Below are 16995 nucleotides of genomic sequence, written 5' to 3'. Positions count from 1 at the left end.
TGGATGACGCTCTGTTCATCCACCAGATGCACCGCCCGGTGGATCGGTGAAGCGTGATCCACCTTACGCCGCTGCCCGCTCGCGCTCTTCGACTTCGCCGAACAATGCCGCCTGCACCGCGCGCTGCGCCTGGCGAGCCAGGACGTTGCGCTCCAGGCCGTGGCTGGCGATCGGTTCGAGCAGCTGAATCTGCACCGTGCTGCGTTCGCTGGCGAACAGGCGCAGCAGGTGCGAAGGCAGGTCGTCGTCGCCGATAAAGGGCGCGATCGGATCGGCCTGGCCGGCACGCAGGTAACGGATCGCCACCGGTTGCACGGGCATGCCGGCCTCGATGGCGCCGGTCAGCAGGCGGCCGTGGAAGGTGCGCAGCTGCTGGCCGTCGGTGGTGGTGCCCTCGGGGAAGATCAGCAGCGCATGGCCGCCCTGCAGGTAGCGCTGCAGCTGGCGGGCGAGCAGGGCGCTGTCCCCGGAGCCGCGGCGGATGAACAGGGTGCCGGCCTTGTGCGCCAGCCAGCCGGCCAGCGGCCAGCTGCGCACCTCGGCCTTGGACAGAAACGACAGCGGCAGCAGCTGGCCGAGCAGCGGGATGTCGGTCCAGGACACGTGGTTGCTGAGCCACAGCATCGGCTCGCCGGGCAGCGTGCCCTGCACCTCGACGTCGAAGGGCAGGGCCTTGCTCAGCCGGCGCAGGAACCAGCAGGTCAGGCGCTGGCGCAGGCCGAGCAGGTCGTGGCGGCGCAGGCGTTCGGCCAGGGCGACCAGGCCGGCCAGGGCCAGGCCGAGCAGCAGGACGCCGGCCAGGCGGGCCAGGCGCAGAGAGAGACGCAGTGTGGGCATGTTCGGCAACCGGTAGCGAAGGGACTCACCCCGCCCGCAGGGGCGGGGCGTGCAGGCAGCGCCGGGCGCTACACCGCGGCCTTGAAGTGCCGCGCATAGCGCGGGCACAGCTCGTCGCGCTTGAGCAGGATGAACACGTCGGCCACCTGGAAATCCTCGTCCCAGCACGGCTCGCCGCAGATCTTCGCGCCCAGGCGCATGTAGGCCTTGAGCAGCGGCGGCATCTCGGCGATGACGTTGCCCGGCACATCCAGGCTCGGCAGCGGCTTCTTCGGCTCGGCGCGCAGGTACTCGTTGCACAGGTAGCGCTCGCGCAGGCGCTGCATGATCGCCTGGGCCTGGATGCCGCCGTCCTGCATGGGGATGCTGGCGCAGCCCATCAGGTAGCGGTAGCCGCCTTCGTTGAGCACTTCGGCCAGCTCGCTCCACAGCACGGCGATGGTGCCGCCGTTGCGATAGGCCGGGTCGACGCAGGTGCGGCCCAGTTCCAGTACCGGCCCCTCGAGATGGGCCAGGCCGTGCAGGCAGAACTCCTCCTCGCTGTAGAAGCGGCCCAGGCTGGCCGCGGCGCGGTGGTCGAGCAGGCGGGTGGTGGCGACCAGGCGGCCGCTGTTCAGGTCGCGCACGCCGATGTGCTGGCAGTGCGGGTCGTAGTCATCCATGTCCAGGCCGAGCTCGGCGCCATTCAGCTTGGCGTCGAATTCGCTGCTGAAGACGCTGTAGCGCAGGGCCTGGGCCTCGCGCAGGGCGGCGGCGCCGAGCAGGCGTTCGGCGTGCAGGCGGCGTTCGGCAGTGGTGTCGCGGGTGCGGGCGCTCTCGGTCATCATGTAGCCTCCGTAAGCCGGCCTTCAAAGAGTTGCGGCCAGTCGACTTTGTTGGGCAAGCTCAGGCTAGGTAGAGCCGGTGTCACCTCCGTGAATGTTCGGTGATGCTTGCGTGACAGCCACGTCCTGCTGCGCGTCGGCCAGGCTGCGTTGAAATTGGGCTCGGACTGCTCATTTACGCTTTGTAAACTCCGCGTCCTCGCCCAATTTCGCCTTGCCTGGCTCTAGCTCGCGAGGCCGTACACCGACTCGATAGAGGATTTTTGCGATGCCTTGGCAACCTTTGCTGCAAACCCGTGAGCGCCTGCCGGCGAGCGACCTGGAGAGCTGGTACGCGTCCCTGCTGGAGCGGGTCGGCGAGGCCGCCCCGTTCGCCCTGGCCTCGCTCGGCGGGCGCCTGGCGGCGACGCCGGGGCTGGCTTTTCTGGCTGGTTACCAGGCGGCGTTGCGCGCCCTGTGGCCGGCGGCGCCCTGGTCGCTGGGTGCGCTGTGCGTGACCGAGCACAAGAGCACCCGCCCGGCAGACCTGGGCACCCGCCTGCAGGGCCTGCACCTGAGCGGGCGCAAGGATTTCGTCACCGCCGCCGAGGCCGCCGACTGGCTGCTGGTGGCGGCGCGCTGCGAGGAGGTCGGCAGCCCGCCGCGCCTGGCTGTGGGCGTGGCGCGCAACGGCGCGCCGGGGGTGCGCATCGAGCCGCTGCCGGCGCTGCCGCTGATGCCGGATATCGGCCACGCCCGCCTGCACCTGGACCACGCGCTGTGCGAGCTGCTGCCTGGCGATGGCTGGGATGCCTACGTGAAACCCTTCCGCAGCATCGAGGACGTGCACGTGCTGACCGCCGTGAGCGCCTGGCTGTACGGCGTGGGCCAGGACAGCGCCTGGCCGCAGGCCCTGCAGTTGCGTCTGCTGGGCCTGCTCGCGGGCTGCGCCGAGGTGGCGCGGCAATGCCCCAGTGCGCCGGCCAGCCATGTGCTGCTGGCCGGGCTGTTCGCCCAGTTCGCCGCCCTGCGTGGCGAAGTCGATGCGGCCATGGCCGGCGGCCCGGCCGAGTGGGCGGCGCTGTGGCAGCGCGATCGCAACCTGCTGGAAATCGCCCGCACGGCGCGCGAGAAGCGCCTGGAGAAGGCGCTGCAGACGCTGGCCTGACTAGAAGCGCAGTGCCTGCTGCAGTGCCGCGCTGCGCGGGTCGCCGACATCGCTGACCAGGGCGTAGTTGTAGCCAGCGCGCGACCAGTAGCGGGCCTGCAAGGGGCCCTCGGCGCGCTCGCCGCTGGGCATGTTGGCGTACAGCGCCCCGGGCTCGCGCAGGTACAGGCTGATGCGCCGGCCCTGAGCATCCTCGAACAGCAACAGGGCGGCGGCGCCCTGCTCGGTGCTCAGCAGGCGCGCGCCGACGGCCTGCAGGCCCTGGGCGGCCAGGTCCGGCAGGGGCGTGGCCTGGGCGAAGTGCCCGGCCAGCCAGCGCTGCAATTCGGCCGCCTGGCTGACCTGGACATCCACCACCGCGGCTTTGTCGAGGGCAAACAGGCGATGGGCCTCCAGGGCATCCTGCATCGGCGGGTTGGCTGCCAGCAGCGTCTGGTTGCGCGCCTGCCAGCCGCCCAGGCCGCCCAGGCCGATGGCCAGCACCAGGGTGGCGGCCGTGGCCAGCCCGCGTTGCCGGGCCGCGCGCTGGCGGCGGCGAATGGCCAGCGGGTCGAGCCGGCTGTTGGCCGCCAGCGGCTGCAGGTTGGCCAGGGCGGTGCGCAGGGCCAGGGTGTCGCGCCGCCAGCCGGCCACCTGCTCCGCCACGGCGGGGTTGGCTGCCAGATAGGCTTCCACGGCCTGACGCCGCTCGGTCGGCAGGCGGTCGTCGAGGTAGGCGTGCAGGTCGTCTTCGCTGGGTTGCATGGGGGTCATTTCAGTCTCCGCAGGGCGGGCAGGGGGCTTTCGCCGTCACTCAGGGCGCGCAGGGCCTGGCGCGCCCGCGACAGGCGCGACATCACCGTGCCGATGGGAATATCCAGGCTGGCGGCGGCTTCCTGGTAGCTCAGGCCTTCGACGCTGATCAGCAACAGCAGGGCGCGTTGCTCGGTCGGCAGTTTGGCGAAGGCGTCCAGGGTGGCATGGGCGACGATCAGCTCGTCGAGGGCTGTGGTCTGCGGTTCTTCCTCGTGGCCGAACAGGCTGAGCCAGCGTGCGTGGCGCTTGGCGCGGCGCTGGCCGTCGAGGAACAGGCGATAGAGGATGCTGAACAGCCAGGCGCGCAACTCGCCGTCCGGGCGCTTGCTGCGCCAGCGCGACAGCGCGCGCTCCAGGCTGGCCTGGACCAGGTCGTCGGCGCTGGCCGGCTCGCGGGTCAGCCAGAGGGCAAAGCGGCGCAGGCGTGGCAGCAGTTCGCGCAGCGCGTCGTCATCGATCATCGGTGGCTCGTTTGGCGGGTGCAGGGACGGTTGTCCGCCGCTCATGCAAGGAAGACGCAACTGGCCGAAGTTTATTCCACGGCGGCGGGAATAAAGTTCGCGGGGCTGCGTCCCACAGGCTCATTGATCGGCCGCAAGGCCCTGGAGTCCTGTTCATGAGTGAACCATCCCTGCCCTGGCCGCGCCAGCTCGGGCGTTTGTCGCTGATTGCCCTGAGCGTGGCGACGCTGGCCGGCGGCTTTGCCTATGCCGCCGGCTGGCTCGATGCGCAGCGCCTGTCGCCACAGCGTTTCGTCGACAGCTTCGAAGCCAGTTCCGGCGTCCATCCCGGCTACCGCCGGGCCCATGCCCGTGGCCTGTGCATCAGCGGCTACTTCGAGAGTCGGGGGGCGGCCGCCGCGCTGTCCACCGCCGCGGTGTTCGCCGCCGGGCGGGTGCCGGTCAGCGGCCGGTTGTCCATCGGTGGCGGCAACCCGCATGCCGCCGATACCAGCGTGCCGGTGCGCAGCATGGCCTTGCTGTTGCAGCAGGAGGATGGCCAGCAGTGGCGCATGGCGATGAACACGCCGCCGGTGCTGGCGGTGGGCACGCTCGAGGAATTTTTCCAGCAGGTGCAGGCGATGCGCCCGGACCCGGCCACCGGCAAGCCGGACCCGCAGCGCCTGCAGGCCTTCTTCGCCGCTCACCCGCAGAGCGCGGCCTTCCGCCAGTGGGCGCAGCAGCACCAGCCGAGCAGCAGTTTTGCCAGTACCACCTTCAACAGCATCAACGCCTTCTACCTGGTGGACGCCGCTGGCCGCCAGCAGGCGGTGCGCTGGTCGATGCTGCCGGAGTTGGCGCCGCAGCCGCTGGGTAGCGCGCCAGTGGCCGCCGATGCCTTGCAGGTGGAGCTGCGCGAGCGCCTGGCCAGCGGGCCGGTGCGCTGGACCTTGCGCCTGACCCTGGCCGAGGCCGCTGATGCGGTGGACGATGCCACCCGCCAGTGGCCGGCCAGCCGCCGGCAGATCGATGCCGGCCAACTGGTGATCGAGCAGGCCGTCGAGCAACTGGATGGCGCATGCCACGCGACCAACTTCGACCCGCTGATCCTGCCCAGCGGTATCCGGCCCTCGGCCGACCCGATCCTGCTGGCGCGTTCGGCGGCCTATGCCGAGTCCTTCAAACGCCGGACCCGCGAGGGGACGCCCGTCGCCAACAGCGGAGTGCAGCCATGAACCGAGTTACCTACAGTCTTCCCGCCTGCCTGTTGCATTGGCTGATGGCCCTGCTGATCCTGGCCATGCTGTTCATCGGTGTCGGCATGGTCGGCAGCCTGGGGCCCTGGCAGCACCGCCTGGTGAGCCTGCACAAGGGCGTCGGGCTGTTGCTGCTCGGCCTGCTGCTGTTGCGCCTGGCCGTGCGCCTGCGCCAGTCGCCGCCGGCGCTGCCGGCGAGCATCCCGGCCTGGCAGCAGCGCCTGGCCCACGCCGCCCATGTGTTGCTGTACGGGCTGATGCTGGCCCTGCCGCTGCTCGGCTGGGCCATGCAGTCGGCGGGCGGTTATCCGCTGGTGCTGCTGGGCTGGGTGCTGCCGGCCATCGCCCCGCAGGATGTCGACCTCTACGCCGGGTTGCGCAGCGCCCATGGCTGGCTGGCCTATCTGCTGTTCGCCAGCATCCTGCTGCACCTGGCGGCGGCGTTGTTCCATGGCCTGATCCGGCGTGACGGGGTATTGGCCGGCATGCTGCGCGGCAGGGTCCGCAGCTAGCCCATGGCCAAGCGTTGCCCCGCTTGATCCAGGTCAGTGAGGCACGAGTGGGCTTCGGCTATGGTCACCGCGCATTTTCCTGTGAGGTTTCCATGCGCCGCGAGCCCATCGTGCTGTTTGATAACGGCAGCCACCAATGCCTGATGTTCGATGACCTGGTCAGCGGCGAGGGCGTGCAATCCAACCAGTTCCTGATCACCGACAACGAGCAGTACCTGCTGCTCGATCCGGGCGGCGACCTGACCTACACGCCGCTGTCGCTGGAGCTGTCCAAGCACATCCCGGTGCAGGCGCTGACCTACATCTTCGCCTCCCACCAGGATCCGGACATCATCGCCTCGCTGGACAAGTGGCTGCTGCACACCAAGGCGCGGGTGATCTGCTCCAAGCTGTGGGCGCGCTTCCTGCCGCACCTGACGGCCAACTACCTGGCCCTGAGCCATGGCATCAACACCTACGACCGCATCATCGCCCTGCCGGATCGCGGCCAGTCGTTCCCCCTCGGCAAGTGCCAGCTGAAGGCGGTGCCGGCGCACTTCCTGCACTCGGTGGGCAACTTCCAGCTGTACGACCCGGTCAGCCGCATCCTCTTCTCCGGCGACATGGGCGCCTCGATGGTCGACGACGCCAGCCCGGTGAGCGACTTCGTCAACCACATCCCCAGCATGGCCGGCTTTCACCGCCGCTACATGGCCAGCAACAAGGCCTGCCGCTTCTGGGCGCAGATGGTGCGCGAGATGAACGTGGCGATGATCGTGCCGCAGCACGGCCGGCCCTTTGTCGGCGAGGCGATGATCAATGCCTTCCTCGACTGGATCGAGCGCCTGGACTGCGGCCTGGACCTGATGACCCAGGAAGACTACCGCCTGCCGGACTGAGGCCGCGGCGTTCCCCCGGACAGGCGGGTTCGCTGGCCTGGCGAAAGCGCCGGTGATCGGCGCCGTCCGAGCCGGGCGGCGCCACCCGGCATGGGCGCAAACCCGCATACGGGTTTGCAAGGCCGGTGCGGCCGGCTATCGTTGCGCTCAAATCGCCAAGCCAAGTCAGCCCATGTCCAAGTTCCACGCTGTTCTGCTCGCCACCTGCCTGACCCTGCCGGCGCATGCCGACTGGTACCTGGACAACGAGTCCTCGCGCCTGTCGTTCATTTCCACCAAGGCCGGCAATCTCTCCGAAGTACACCGCTTCCTCACCCTGCACGGCCAGGTCGACGGCCAGGGCGCGGCGCGCCTGCGCATCGAGCTGGATTCGGTGAGTACCGGCATCCCGCTGCGCGACGAACGCCTGCGCAGCCTGCTGTTCGACGTCGGCAGCTTTCCCGAGGCCAAGGTCATGGCCCAGCTCGACCTGGGCCTGATCACCGACCTGGCGCCGGGCGCCCAGCTCGAACTGCGCCTGCCGATCCAGGTGGAGATCCGCGGGCGCAAGCACGGCTACATGGCCGAGCTGCTGGCCACCCGCCTGGACGACCGGCGCTTCCAGGTGGTGACCCTGGCGCCGCTGGTCCTGCATGCCGACGAGTTCGGCCTGGGCGATGGCGTCGAGGCCTTGCGCCAGGCGGCCCGGCTCTCGACCATCAGCCTGGCGGTACCGGTCGGCGCCGTGATGATTTTCACCGCGCGATGACGGGCACCATCTTTCCCTGGAAAGCCGGCAACCGCTTCAACCTGCTGGTCGATGGCCCGGCCTTCTTTCCCGCCATGCTCGCCGCCATCGCCGGCGCCCGCCAGCGCGTGGTGCTGGAGCTGTACCTGGCCGAGGACGGGCGCTGCAGCGAGGCGCTGGTCGCCGCGCTGGTGGCGGCGGCGCAGCGCGACGTGGCGGTGCACTGCCTGTTCGACGACTTCGGCTGCCTGGGCCTGGGCGCCGCGCTGCGCCAGCGCCTGAGCGCGGCCGGCGTGCAGCTGCGCCTGTACAACCCGCTGCGCTGGCGCCGCGGGGTGCGCAACCTGTACCGCGACCACCGCAAGATCCTGGTGGTGGACGAGGCCTGCGCCTTCGTCGGCGGCACCGGCGCCACCGATGCCTTCTGGAACCCGCAGGTCGGCGAGAGCGCCTGGCACGAGGTGATGGTGCGCATCGAGGGGCCGCTGGTGGCGCACTGGCTGTTCCTGTTCGACTACCAGTGGCAGGCCTGCGCCGGCCAGTTGCCCTGGCGGCCGGTGCCCAGCGCCGGGCTCAGCCACCTGCCGCCCAGCCCGGCGGTGGGCCAGGGCATGGGCCGGGTGGCCTATGCCAACGCCCGCCAGCACCTGGACATCGTCCACTCGCTGCTGCGCAACGTGAACCGGGCCAAGCGCCAGGTGTGGCTGGCCACCCCGTATTTCCTGCCCAGCTGGAGGGTGCGCCGCACCCTGATCAAGGCGGCCCAGCGCGGCGTGGAGGTGCGCCTGCTGCTCACCGGGCGCAACACCGACCACCCGCCGATCCGCTACGCCGGCCAGCGCTACTACCCCAGGCTGCTCAAGGCCGGCGTGCGCATCTACGAATACCAGCCGCGCTTCCTGCACCTGAAGATGGTGCGCGTCGACGATTGGGTCAGCGTCGGTTCCTGCAACTTCGACCACTGGAACCTGCGCTTCAACCTAGACGCCAACCTCGAGGCGCTCGACCCGCAGTTCAGCGCCGAGGTGGCCGACTGCTTCGTCGCCGACTTCGCCGCCAGCCGCGAGATCAGCCTCGACGACTGGCGGAGCCAGCCCTGGAGCAGCCGCCTGCGCCAGCGCCTGTGGGGCTGGCTGGACCGCCTGGTGGTGAACCTGCTGGACCGCCGCCGCTAGGCCGCGGCCTGCGCAATGCGCCGCGTTGGCTATGGTGAAGGGAGGGGGCCGCTGCCGCGGCCCTGATCGTCGGCTGGGCGCACGAGGACATTCCATGAGGGAGCAGGCACCGTTCCATATCAGCTACTGGGTCATCGCCGTGCTGGTGTTCATGGCCATCCAGTACCTGCTGGCCCTGCAGCAGCCGGTGGCGCAGATCAGCTACAGCGAGTTCGAGCAGTACCTGCGCGAGGAGCGCATCGCCGAGCTGGCAATTTCCGAGCGGCGCATCGAGGGCCTGTTCAAGGAACCGCGTGCCGATGGCAGCCAGCGCTTCGTCGCCAACCGCATCGACCCGGCCCTGGCCGAGCACCTGCAGCAGTACCCGGTGCGCTATGCCGGCAAGATCGAGAGCACCCTGCTGCGCGACCTGCTGTCGTGGATCCTGCCGGCGCTGATGTTCTTCGCCATCTGGCTGTTCCTGCTCAAGCGCATGGGCGGCGGCATCGGTGGCGGCATGCTGCAGATCGGCAAGAGCCGCGCGCGGGTCTATGTCGAGACCGAGATGAAGGTGACCTTCGCCGATGTTGCCGGGGTCGACGAGGCCAAGGCCGAACTCAAGGAGATCGTCGACTTCCTCAAGGACCCGCAGGCCTATGGTCGCCTCGGTGGGCGCATGCCGCGCGGCATCCTCCTGGTCGGCCCGCCCGGCACCGGCAAGACCCTGCTGGCCAAGGCGGTGGCGGGCGAGGCGCAGGTGCCGTTCTTTTCCATCTCCGGCTCGGAGTTCGTCGAGCTGTTCGTCGGCGTCGGCGCGGCACGCGTGCGCGACCTGTTCGAGCAGGCGCGCAGCAAGGCGCCGGCGATCATCTTCATCGACGAGCTGGACGCCCTCGGTCGCGCCCGCGGCATCGGCCCGCTGGGCGGCGGGCACGACGAGAAGGAGCAGACCCTCAACCAGCTGCTGGCCGAGCTGGACGGCTTCGACACCTCCAGCGGCCTGGTCCTGCTGGCGGCCACCAACCGTCCGGAAATCCTCGACCCGGCGCTGCTGCGCGCCGGGCGCTTCGACCGCCAGGTACTGGTCGACCGGCCGGACAAGCTCGGCCGCGTGCAGATCCTCGGCGTGCACCTGAAGAAGGCGCACCTGGGCCGCGATGTCGACCCGCAGGAAATCGCCGCGCTGACCCCGGGCTTCACCGGCGCCGACCTGGCCAACCTGGTCAACGAGGCGACCCTGCTGGCCACCCGGCGCAATGCCGAGGCGGTCAACATGCAGGACTTCACCGCCGCCATCGAGCGCATCGTCGCCGGCCTGGAGAAGCGCAACCGCCTGCTCAACCCGCGCGAGCGCGAGGTGGTGGCCTACCACGAGATGGGCCACGCCCTGGTGGCCATGGCGCTGCCCGGCGCGGACCCGGTGCACAAGGTGTCGATCATCCCGCGCGGCATGGGCGCGCTGGGCTACACCATCCAGCGGCCGATTGAGGACCGCTTCCTGATGAGCCGCCCGGAGCTGGAAAACAAGATGGCCATGCTGCTTGGCGGGCGCGCCGCCGAGTGGCTGGTGTTCGCCCAGCTTTCCACCGGCGCGGCGGACGACCTGGCCAAGGTCACCGACATCGCCCGCGCCATGGTCACCCGCTACGGCATGAGCGAGCGCCTCGGCCACATGACCCTGGAGCGCGACCCGCACACCTTCCTCGGCGAGGGCCTGCCGGGCTGGAAGCCCCAGCACGACTATGCCGAGAGCACCGCCACGGCGATCGACGAGGAAGTCCAGGCGCTGATCGCCGCCGCCTTTGCCCGCAGCCTGGCCCTGCTGCAGGAGCGCCGCGCGCTGCTCGAACGCTGCGCGCAGCGCCTGCTGGCGGAGGAAACCCTGGATGCCAAGGCCTTGCAGGCCCTGTGCGAGGCGCCGGCGGGCTAGCAGGCTGTTCGCTATCTCCCGTAGGGTGCGCCGTGCGCACCACCTCGCACGGGCCTTAGGTGCGCGCGGCGCACCCTACGCAAGCGTTTGCCGCGGCTGGAGCCGCGTGTGAACAGCCTCCCAGGCTTTCAGAGCACGTAGCGCAGGATCGCCACGTAGTGCAGCAGGCTGCCGGCCATGACGAACAGGTGCCAGATGCCGTGCCAGTGGCGGAAGCGGCTGTCGTAGGCGAAGAAGACGATGCCGACCGTGTACAGCACGCCGCCGCTGACCAGCCAGATGAAGCCGTCGCGACCGAGGGCGGCCAGCAGCGGCTCGATGGCCACCAGCACGATCCAGCCCATCACCGCGTAGATCACCAGCGACAGCACGCGGGCCTCGGAGCGCGGCTTGATCTCCTGCAGCATGCCGAGCAGGCCCAGGCCCCAGACGACGCCGAACAGGCTCCAGCCCCAGGTGCCGTGCAGGGTGACCAGGCAGAACGGGGTGTAGCTGCCGGCGATCAGCAGGTAGATGGACAGGTGGTCGAGCTTGCGCATCACCACTTTGGCCCGGCCGCGCAGGCTGTGGTACAGGGTGGAGATGCTGTACAGCAGCACCAGGGCCAGGCCGTAGATGGCCACGCTGACGATCTTCCACGGATCGCCGTCGAGGCCGGCCACCACCAGCAGCCAGATGGCGCCGATGCAGGCCAGCAGGGCTCCGATCAGGTGCGTCCAGGCGTTGAATCTTTCCCCGTGGTACATGCTGCGACCTCGAACCGCGATGACTGTGAGCTGGCGGACTTGGCCGGCCGGCGCCACTATACGGAATTAAAGTGAACGCTTGTACTCCGAATGCTCGGGAAGCCGGCGCGTCGGCCTGTTAGGGGTTGCAGGCCTGCCTGGTGGTGGCCACCCAGCCTTGCAGGTCGACAGCCGGGCCGGGCTTGGCGACCAGGTAGCCCTGGTAAAGGTTGCAGCCGATCTGTTGCAAGGCATCGCGCTGTTCCACGGTTTCCACGCCTTCGGCGAGCACTTGCAGGTCCAGGCTCTGCGCCAGGGCCACGATGGCGCGAACGATGGAGGCGTCGTTGGGGTCGCTGAGCAGGTCGCGGACGAAGCAGCGGTCGATCTTCAGGCGCGTCAGCGGCAGGCGCTTGAGGTAGCCGAGCGAGGAGTAGCCGGTGCCGAAGTCGTCCAGCGAGAAGCGCACGCCATGGGCCTGCAGCTGTTGCATGCGCTGGATCATTTCCTCGATGTCGTTGGCCAGGTGGCTTTCGGTCAGTTCCAGCTCCAGGCGTGCCGGGTTGGCCCCGGTCTGCTCCAGGATCGCCAGCACGTCGCTGACGAAATCGGCATGGTGCAGTTGCCGCGCACTGACGTTGACCGCCAGTGGCAACTCGGCCAGTTCGTCATCCTGGCTCCAGGCCACCAGCTGTTCGCAGGCTGCCTGGAGGATCCAGCGCCCCAGCGGCAGGATCAGGTCGGTGCTCTCGGCCAGCGGGATGAATTCGCCGGGGGGGATCAGCCCATGCTGGGGATGCTGCCAGCGCACCAGGGCTTCGGCGCCGATCAGGTGGCCCTGCTGGTCGACCTGGGGCTGGTAGTGCAGCAGGAAATGCTGTTCGCCGATGCTGTGGCGCAGGTCGTTTTCCAGGCGAGTGCGCGCCATCGCGGCAGTCTGCATCTGCGGGTTGAAGAAGCGCACGGCATTGCGCCCGGCTGCCTTGGCCTCGTACATGGCCAGATCGGCGCGCTTGAGCAGTTCCTCGACCGTGCTGTGGGCATCGGAAAACAGCGCCACGCCGATGCTGGCGGTGCTGCGGTGTTCATGGCCGTTGAGGTCGTAGGGTTCGGCCAGGCTGTCGAGCAGCTTCTTACCGACGATTTCGATCTCGCTCAAAGCCTGGGCCGCGTTGCTGGACAGGCGTTCGAGCATCAGCACGAACTCGTCGCCGCCCAGGCGCGCCAGGCTGTCTTCCTCGCGCAGCAGGCGGCGCAGGCGCAGGGCCACCTGCTGCAGCAGCTGGTCGCCGAGGGCATGGCCGAGGGTGTCGTTGAGGGTCTTGAAGTTATCCAGGTCGATGAACAGCAGGGCGCCTTCCTCGCCGCTGCGGGCGTGGTGGGCGAGGGCATGCTGCAGGCGGTCCTGCAGCAGGCGGCGATTGGGCAGGCCGGTCAGCGGGTCGAAGAAGGCCAGCTGGTGGATCTGTTCCAGGTTCTTCTTGTGCTCGGTGATATCGGTGGAAATACCGCACAGGGCATAGATGGTGCCGTCCGGGCGACGCAGCGGCAGCTTGACCGTCAGGTAGGCATGCTCGCTGTCGTCGGCGAGGTTGCGGTTGACCTCCTCGATCTGCACCCGCTCGCCCTGCTGCAGTACGCGCAGGTCATTGCGGCGCAGGTTGTCCACGGTGCTGGCGTCGAAGAAGGCGCTGTCGGTATGGCCCAGCACCTCTTCGCGCGAGCGGCCGAACAGTTCGCAGACCTTGCGGTTGGCGTACTGGTAGCGCAGCTTGGGATCCTTGATGTAGATGAAGGCCTCGACACTGTCGAGGATGGTGTTTAGGCGCAGCTCGCTGGCGCTCAGATGACGCGTCTGTTCTGCTACCCGGCGCCGCAGCAGCAGCGCACCAGCCAGGGCGAGGAGGAACAGCGCAGCGAGTGTGGCCAGGCCCCACCACAGGCTGGTGGGGACCCGCAGTTGCGGGGGCTTGCCGCCCCAGCGCTGGATGATCTGGTAGTAGAGGGAGTCGGGTTGCTCCTGCCACGCCTTGAGGTGGCGGTCGATGGCTGTCAGCAGCGGCGCGTGGCGGCCCTTGCCGGTGGCGTAGAACAGTCGGGCCGGCTGGAACATGATCGGGGTACTGATCAGGCCGTACTGGTCTGCGTGGTAATCGCCGAAGCGCTGGTTGGCCACGGCCGCGTCGGCTTCACCCGTGCTGACCAGCTCGAAGCCCTGGTCCAGGCTCTGCACGGGCAGCAGTTGGGCCTGCTGGCCGAAGCTGAGCAGCAGTGCCTTGAGGTGCTCTTCCTGTACCGAGCCGGCCAGCACGGCAATGCGCCGGCCGTTGAGGTCGAGCAGCGAGTTCAGGCGCAGCGCCGACTGGCTGTAGATCTGCGACCAGCTGAACAGCGCCGGCAACTGGTGGAAGTCCAGGTAGCGGGCCCGCTCTTCGTTCCAGGCCGTATCCGGCAGCAGGTCGATGCGCCCGTCGCGGGTCAGTTCCAGGCATTGCTGCCATTCGCAGGGCACCGCCTGCAGCTCCCAGCCTTCGCGCTGGGCGATTTCGCGCAGCAGTTCGCCGAAGATGCCGGACAGCTGGTTGTCGCTGTCCAGCAGCAGTTTCGGTTCGTTGGCGTAGACGCCTACGCGCAGAGGCTGGTGCTCCGCTTGACTGGGCGGAGCCAACGCGGCGGCACACAACAGCAGGGCAGACCAGGGGCGCAGTGGCATGGACAGGTGGTCTTCGATCCGTTGCAGGTAGTTGCAACCTTAGGTGAAAACCCTGCGTTTGGCTTGCGCTCATGTGCTCATCTGGCCAGTTGGCACAATGCCGGGTGGGTCTCGCTCAGGCCATAGCGCTGGCTGTCGTCGCGTACCACGCGGCCCATGGCGATCCGTGGGTCGTGGGTGAACACCAGGCGCCCGCCGCGGGCCAGCAGGCTGTCGAGCAGGCGTTCCTTTTCCTCGATCAGGCCTTCGGGGAAGCGGTCGTAGCCCATGGTCAGCGGCAGGTGCACCCAGGGCGCGCCGGGCACCAGGTCGCCGGCGAACACCACCGGGCCGTCGGCCATGGCCACTTCCGGCAGCAGCTGGCCGGGGGTATGGCCGTCGCTCCAGTGCAGGTGCCAGTCGGCGCCGAGCAGCGGCGACAGGCCCTGCTGGTCGAGCAGCTGCAGGCGCCCGCTGGCTTCCAGCAGGTCGAGCAGTTCGGGGATGAACGAGGCGCGGTCGCGCGGGTGCGGGTTGCGGGCGCGTTGCCACTGGCGCCGCCCGGTGAGGTACTGCGCGTTGGGAAACAGCAGGCGTGCCGGCTGCCCGTCCGCCCAGGCGGCGAGCAGGCCGCCGGCATGGTCGAAGTGCAGGTGGGTGAGCAGCACGATATCGATATCGGCATCGCTCAGGCCGACCTCGGCCAGGCTGTCGAGCAGCACGTGGCGCTCCTCCTGCACGCCGAAGCGCTGCTTCAGCCCGGGGCTGAAGAAGGCGCCGATGCCGGTCTCGATCAGGATGTTGCGGCCCGGTTCCTGGACCAGCAGGGCGCGGCAGCCGAGGTCGATGCGGTTCTGCTCGTCGGCCGGCATCCAGCGTTGCCAGAGGGCCTTGGGCGCATTGCCGAACATGGCGCCGCCATCGAGTTTCTGGCTGTTGCCGCGCAGGGTGGTGAGGGTGCGCATGCGGGTGTCCTGTCAGGGGGCGCGTGATGGACACGAGCCCGTCATAAAAAAGCACGGCGCCTCGCGGGAGGACGCCGTGCCAACGCTCAAACAGGTGCTTAGTGGCTGGAGGCCGCGGCGGCGCCCAGGCCGGTCTGCGCGCGGACGAACTGGTCGTCGAAGGCGGCGCGTTCGCCCATCGCGCGGGCGCTGCGGTCCAGCGTGGAGACCACGACGATGACCAGGAAGGCCAGCGGCATGGAGAACAGCGCCGGGTGGTCGTAGGGGAAGATCGCCTGGGCATGGCCGAGCACGGTGACCCACACGGCCGGCGAGAGGATCACCAGCAGCAGTGCGCTGATCAGGCCGACGAAGCCGCCGAGCAGGGCGCCACGGGTGGTCAGGCCCTTCCAGTACATGGCCATGATCAGCACCGGGAAGTTGGTCGAGGCGGCCACGCCGAAGGTCAGGCCGACCAGGAAGGCCACGTTCATCTTCTCGAACAGGATGCCCAGCAGGATGGCGACGATGCCCAGGCCGACGGTGGCGATGCGGGTCACGCGCATCTCGTCCTGCTCGCTGGCCGTGCCCTTCTTTAGCACGGTGGCGTACAGGTCGTGGGAAATCGCCGAGGCGCCGGCCAGGGCCAGGCCGGAGACCACCGCGAGGATGGTGGCGAAGGCCACGGCGGAGAGGAAGCCGAGGAACAGGTTGCCGCCCACGGCCTTGGCCAGGTGCATGGCGACCATGTTGCCGCCGCCGATCAGCGCGCCCTTGGTGTCGCCGCCGACGAAGAACTGCGGGTCCTTGCCGACGATGACGATGGCGGCGAAGCCCAGCACCATCACCACCAGGAAGAAGAAGCCGATGAAGCCGGTGGCGTAGAACACCGACTTGCGCGCTTCCTTGGCGTTGGGCACGGTGAAGAAACGCATCAGGATGTGCGGCAGGCCGGCGATGCCGAACACCAGGCCGAGCGACATCGAGGCGGCGTTGATCGGGTCGGCCAGCATGCTGCCCGGACCCATGATGGCGATGCCGATGGCGTGTGCGTCGACCGCCTGGCTGGCTAGGGTGTCCAGGCTGAAGCCGAACTCGGCCAGGGCCAGGCCGGCCAGGGTGGTGCCGCCGGCGAGCAGCAGCACGGCCTTGATGATCTGCACCCAGGTGGTGGCGATCATGCCGCCGAAGATCACGTAGACCAGCATCAGCGCGCCGACCACCATCACCGCGGTGGAGTAGTCGAGGCCGAACAGCAGCTTGATCAGCTGGCCGGCGCCGACCATCTGCACCACCAGGTAGCAGCACACCACGGTCAGCGATCCGAAGGCGGCGAAGGTGCGGATCTGCGTCTGGTCGAGGCGGTAGGAGACGATGTCGGCGAAGGTGTACTTGCCCAGGTTGCGCAGGCGCTCGGCCATCAGGAAGGTGATCAGCGGCCAGCCGACGAAGAACGCCACGGTGTAGACGAAGCCGTCATAGCCCTTGGCGAACACCAGGCTGGAGAGGCCGAGCAGGGTGGCGGCGGACATGTAGTCGCCGGCGATCGCCAGGCCGTTCTGGAAGCCGCTGATGCCGCCGCCGGCGGTGTAGAAGTCGGCGGTCGACTTGGTCTGCCGCGCGGCCCACCAGGTGATCATCAGGGTGCCGAGGACGAAGACGAAGAACATGCCGATGGCGTGCAGGTTCATCGGCTGTTTTTCCGCGACTATGGTCGGCGCGGCGAACACGTCGGCGGGGACCAGGGCGATCATCATCACCGCCCAGGCCAGGGTCCAGTGCAGGTTGCGCAGGTTCATTGCAGTTCCTCCAGCAGTTGGGCGCCGAGGGCGTCGAATTTGCTGTTGGCGCTGCGCACGTACCAGCCGGTGAGCAGCCAGGACAGCACGATGATCGCCGCCGCCACCGGGATGCCGACGGTCAGCTGGCGCCCTTCGCCGAGCGGGGCGTGCAGCCACTGGGGGGCGAAGGCGACGACCAGCATGAACAGGTAGTAGGCGCCGAGCACGCTGGCGCTCAGGCCCCAGGCCAGGCGCGAACGGCTGCGCACCAGCTGCTGGAATTTCGGGTTGGCGCGGATGCGCTCGCAACTCTGTGCATGACTCAAGTCAGCGGGGGACATGGTGGGGCTCCT

General features: G+C 68.9%; 16 protein-coding genes. 7 read left to right on the top strand and 9 right to left on the bottom strand.

Annotation, left to right across the window (positions count from 1 at the left end; translation table 11 throughout):
• Positions 1 to 63: 63 nt before the first annotated feature.
• Together F3I62_RS04550 and olsB are read right to left on the bottom strand one after the other, a co-directional pair.
• Positions 64 to 837 carry a lysophospholipid acyltransferase family protein gene (locus F3I62_RS04550; protein ID WP_160488505.1) on the bottom strand — a complete coding sequence of 258 codons (774 nt, stop codon included), beginning with the start codon at positions 835 to 837 and terminating at the stop codon, positions 64 to 66.
• Between the two features lie 68 nt (positions 838 to 905).
• Positions 906 to 1661, bottom strand: coding sequence for an L-ornithine N(alpha)-acyltransferase (gene olsB, locus F3I62_RS04545; RefSeq protein ID WP_160489019.1), 756 nt, complete (start codon positions 1659 to 1661; stop codon positions 906 to 908).
• 268 nt (positions 1662 to 1929) lie between these two features.
• Here olsB and F3I62_RS04540 point away from each other — a divergent pair, with 268 nt between their 5' ends.
• Positions 1930 to 2808 carry an acyl-CoA dehydrogenase gene (locus F3I62_RS04540; protein ID WP_160488504.1) on the top strand — a complete coding sequence of 293 codons (879 nt, stop codon included), beginning with the start codon at positions 1930 to 1932 and terminating at the stop codon, positions 2806 to 2808.
• Here F3I62_RS04540 and F3I62_RS04535 read toward each other — a convergent pair whose 3' ends face one another.
• The gene (locus tag F3I62_RS04535; RefSeq protein ID WP_160488503.1) at positions 2809 to 3561 is read right to left on the bottom strand and encodes an anti-sigma factor; all 753 of its coding nucleotides are present in this window, start codon (positions 3559 to 3561) and stop codon (positions 2809 to 2811) included.
• Entirely contained in the window at positions 3558 to 4064 is a 507-nt protein-coding gene (locus F3I62_RS04530) for a sigma-70 family RNA polymerase sigma factor (RefSeq protein ID WP_160488502.1), read from the bottom strand. Before F3I62_RS04530 ends, F3I62_RS04535 begins: the two co-directional genes overlap by 4 nt.
• Before the next feature lie 155 nt (positions 4065 to 4219).
• Between F3I62_RS04530 and F3I62_RS04525 the strand changes: the two genes are divergently transcribed.
• From F3I62_RS04525 to ftsH, 6 genes are all read left to right on the top strand, one after another.
• A complete protein-coding gene (locus F3I62_RS04525) occupies positions 4220 to 5278 on the top strand; it encodes a catalase family peroxidase (protein WP_160488501.1) in 1059 nt (352 codons plus the stop codon).
• Complete coding sequence (locus F3I62_RS04520; protein ID WP_160488500.1) at positions 5275 to 5811, top strand: cytochrome b; 537 nt, start codon at positions 5275 to 5277, stop codon at positions 5809 to 5811. The genes F3I62_RS04525 and F3I62_RS04520 overlap by 4 nt, the downstream gene beginning before the upstream one ends.
• 92 nt (positions 5812 to 5903) lie before the next feature.
• The gene (locus F3I62_RS04515; protein WP_160488499.1) at positions 5904 to 6689 is read left to right on the top strand and encodes an MBL fold metallo-hydrolase; all 786 of its coding nucleotides are present in this window, start codon (positions 5904 to 5906) and stop codon (positions 6687 to 6689) included.
• Positions 6690 to 6861: 172 nt separating this feature from the next.
• Positions 6862 to 7437 carry a YceI family protein gene (locus F3I62_RS04510; RefSeq protein ID WP_160488498.1) on the top strand — a complete coding sequence of 192 codons (576 nt, stop codon included), beginning with the start codon at positions 6862 to 6864 and terminating at the stop codon, positions 7435 to 7437.
• Positions 7434 to 8591: a phosphatidylserine/phosphatidylglycerophosphate/cardiolipin synthase family protein gene (locus F3I62_RS04505; RefSeq protein ID WP_160488497.1), complete on the top strand. Its 1158-nt coding sequence runs from the start codon at positions 7434 to 7436 to the stop codon at positions 8589 to 8591. Before F3I62_RS04510 ends, F3I62_RS04505 begins: the two co-directional genes overlap by 4 nt.
• 94 nt (positions 8592 to 8685) lie before the next feature.
• Positions 8686 to 10500 (top strand): ATP-dependent zinc metalloprotease FtsH, encoded by a 1815-nt coding sequence (ftsH, locus tag F3I62_RS04500; RefSeq protein WP_160488496.1) that lies wholly within the window; start codon positions 8686 to 8688, stop codon positions 10498 to 10500.
• Between the two features lie 128 nt (positions 10501 to 10628).
• Here the strand turns inward: ftsH and F3I62_RS04495 are convergent, their stop codons facing one another.
• The 5 genes from F3I62_RS04495 to F3I62_RS04475 form a co-directional block, all read right to left on the bottom strand.
• Positions 10629 to 11246 carry a hemolysin III family protein gene (locus F3I62_RS04495; protein WP_160488495.1) on the bottom strand — a complete coding sequence of 206 codons (618 nt, stop codon included), beginning with the start codon at positions 11244 to 11246 and terminating at the stop codon, positions 10629 to 10631.
• A gap of 118 nt (positions 11247 to 11364) precedes the next feature.
• Positions 11365 to 13938 carry an EAL domain-containing protein gene (locus tag F3I62_RS04490; protein ID WP_160488494.1) on the bottom strand — a complete coding sequence of 858 codons (2574 nt, stop codon included), beginning with the start codon at positions 13936 to 13938 and terminating at the stop codon, positions 11365 to 11367.
• A 77-nt stretch (positions 13939 to 14015) separates the two neighbouring features.
• Positions 14016 to 14882, bottom strand: coding sequence for an MBL fold metallo-hydrolase (locus F3I62_RS04485; RefSeq protein WP_160488493.1), 867 nt, complete (start codon positions 14880 to 14882; stop codon positions 14016 to 14018).
• A 98-nt stretch (positions 14883 to 14980) separates the two neighbouring features.
• Complete coding sequence (locus tag F3I62_RS04480; RefSeq protein ID WP_160489018.1) at positions 14981 to 16618, bottom strand: cation acetate symporter; 1638 nt, start codon at positions 16616 to 16618, stop codon at positions 14981 to 14983.
• 38 nt (positions 16619 to 16656) lie between these two features.
• Positions 16657 to 16983, bottom strand: a complete 327-nt coding sequence (locus F3I62_RS04475) for a DUF485 domain-containing protein (RefSeq protein WP_160488492.1) — start codon at positions 16981 to 16983, stop codon at positions 16657 to 16659.
• Between the last annotated feature and the right edge of the window lie 12 nt (positions 16984 to 16995).

Origin of the sequence: Pseudomonas sp. R-28-1W-6, from assembly GCF_009799925.1 — a bacterium.
Taxonomy (GTDB): Bacteria; Pseudomonadota; Gammaproteobacteria; order Pseudomonadales; family Pseudomonadaceae; genus Aquipseudomonas.
Note: the sequence above shows the minus strand (reverse complement) of the source record. Positions and strands in the feature narration are given on the sequence as shown.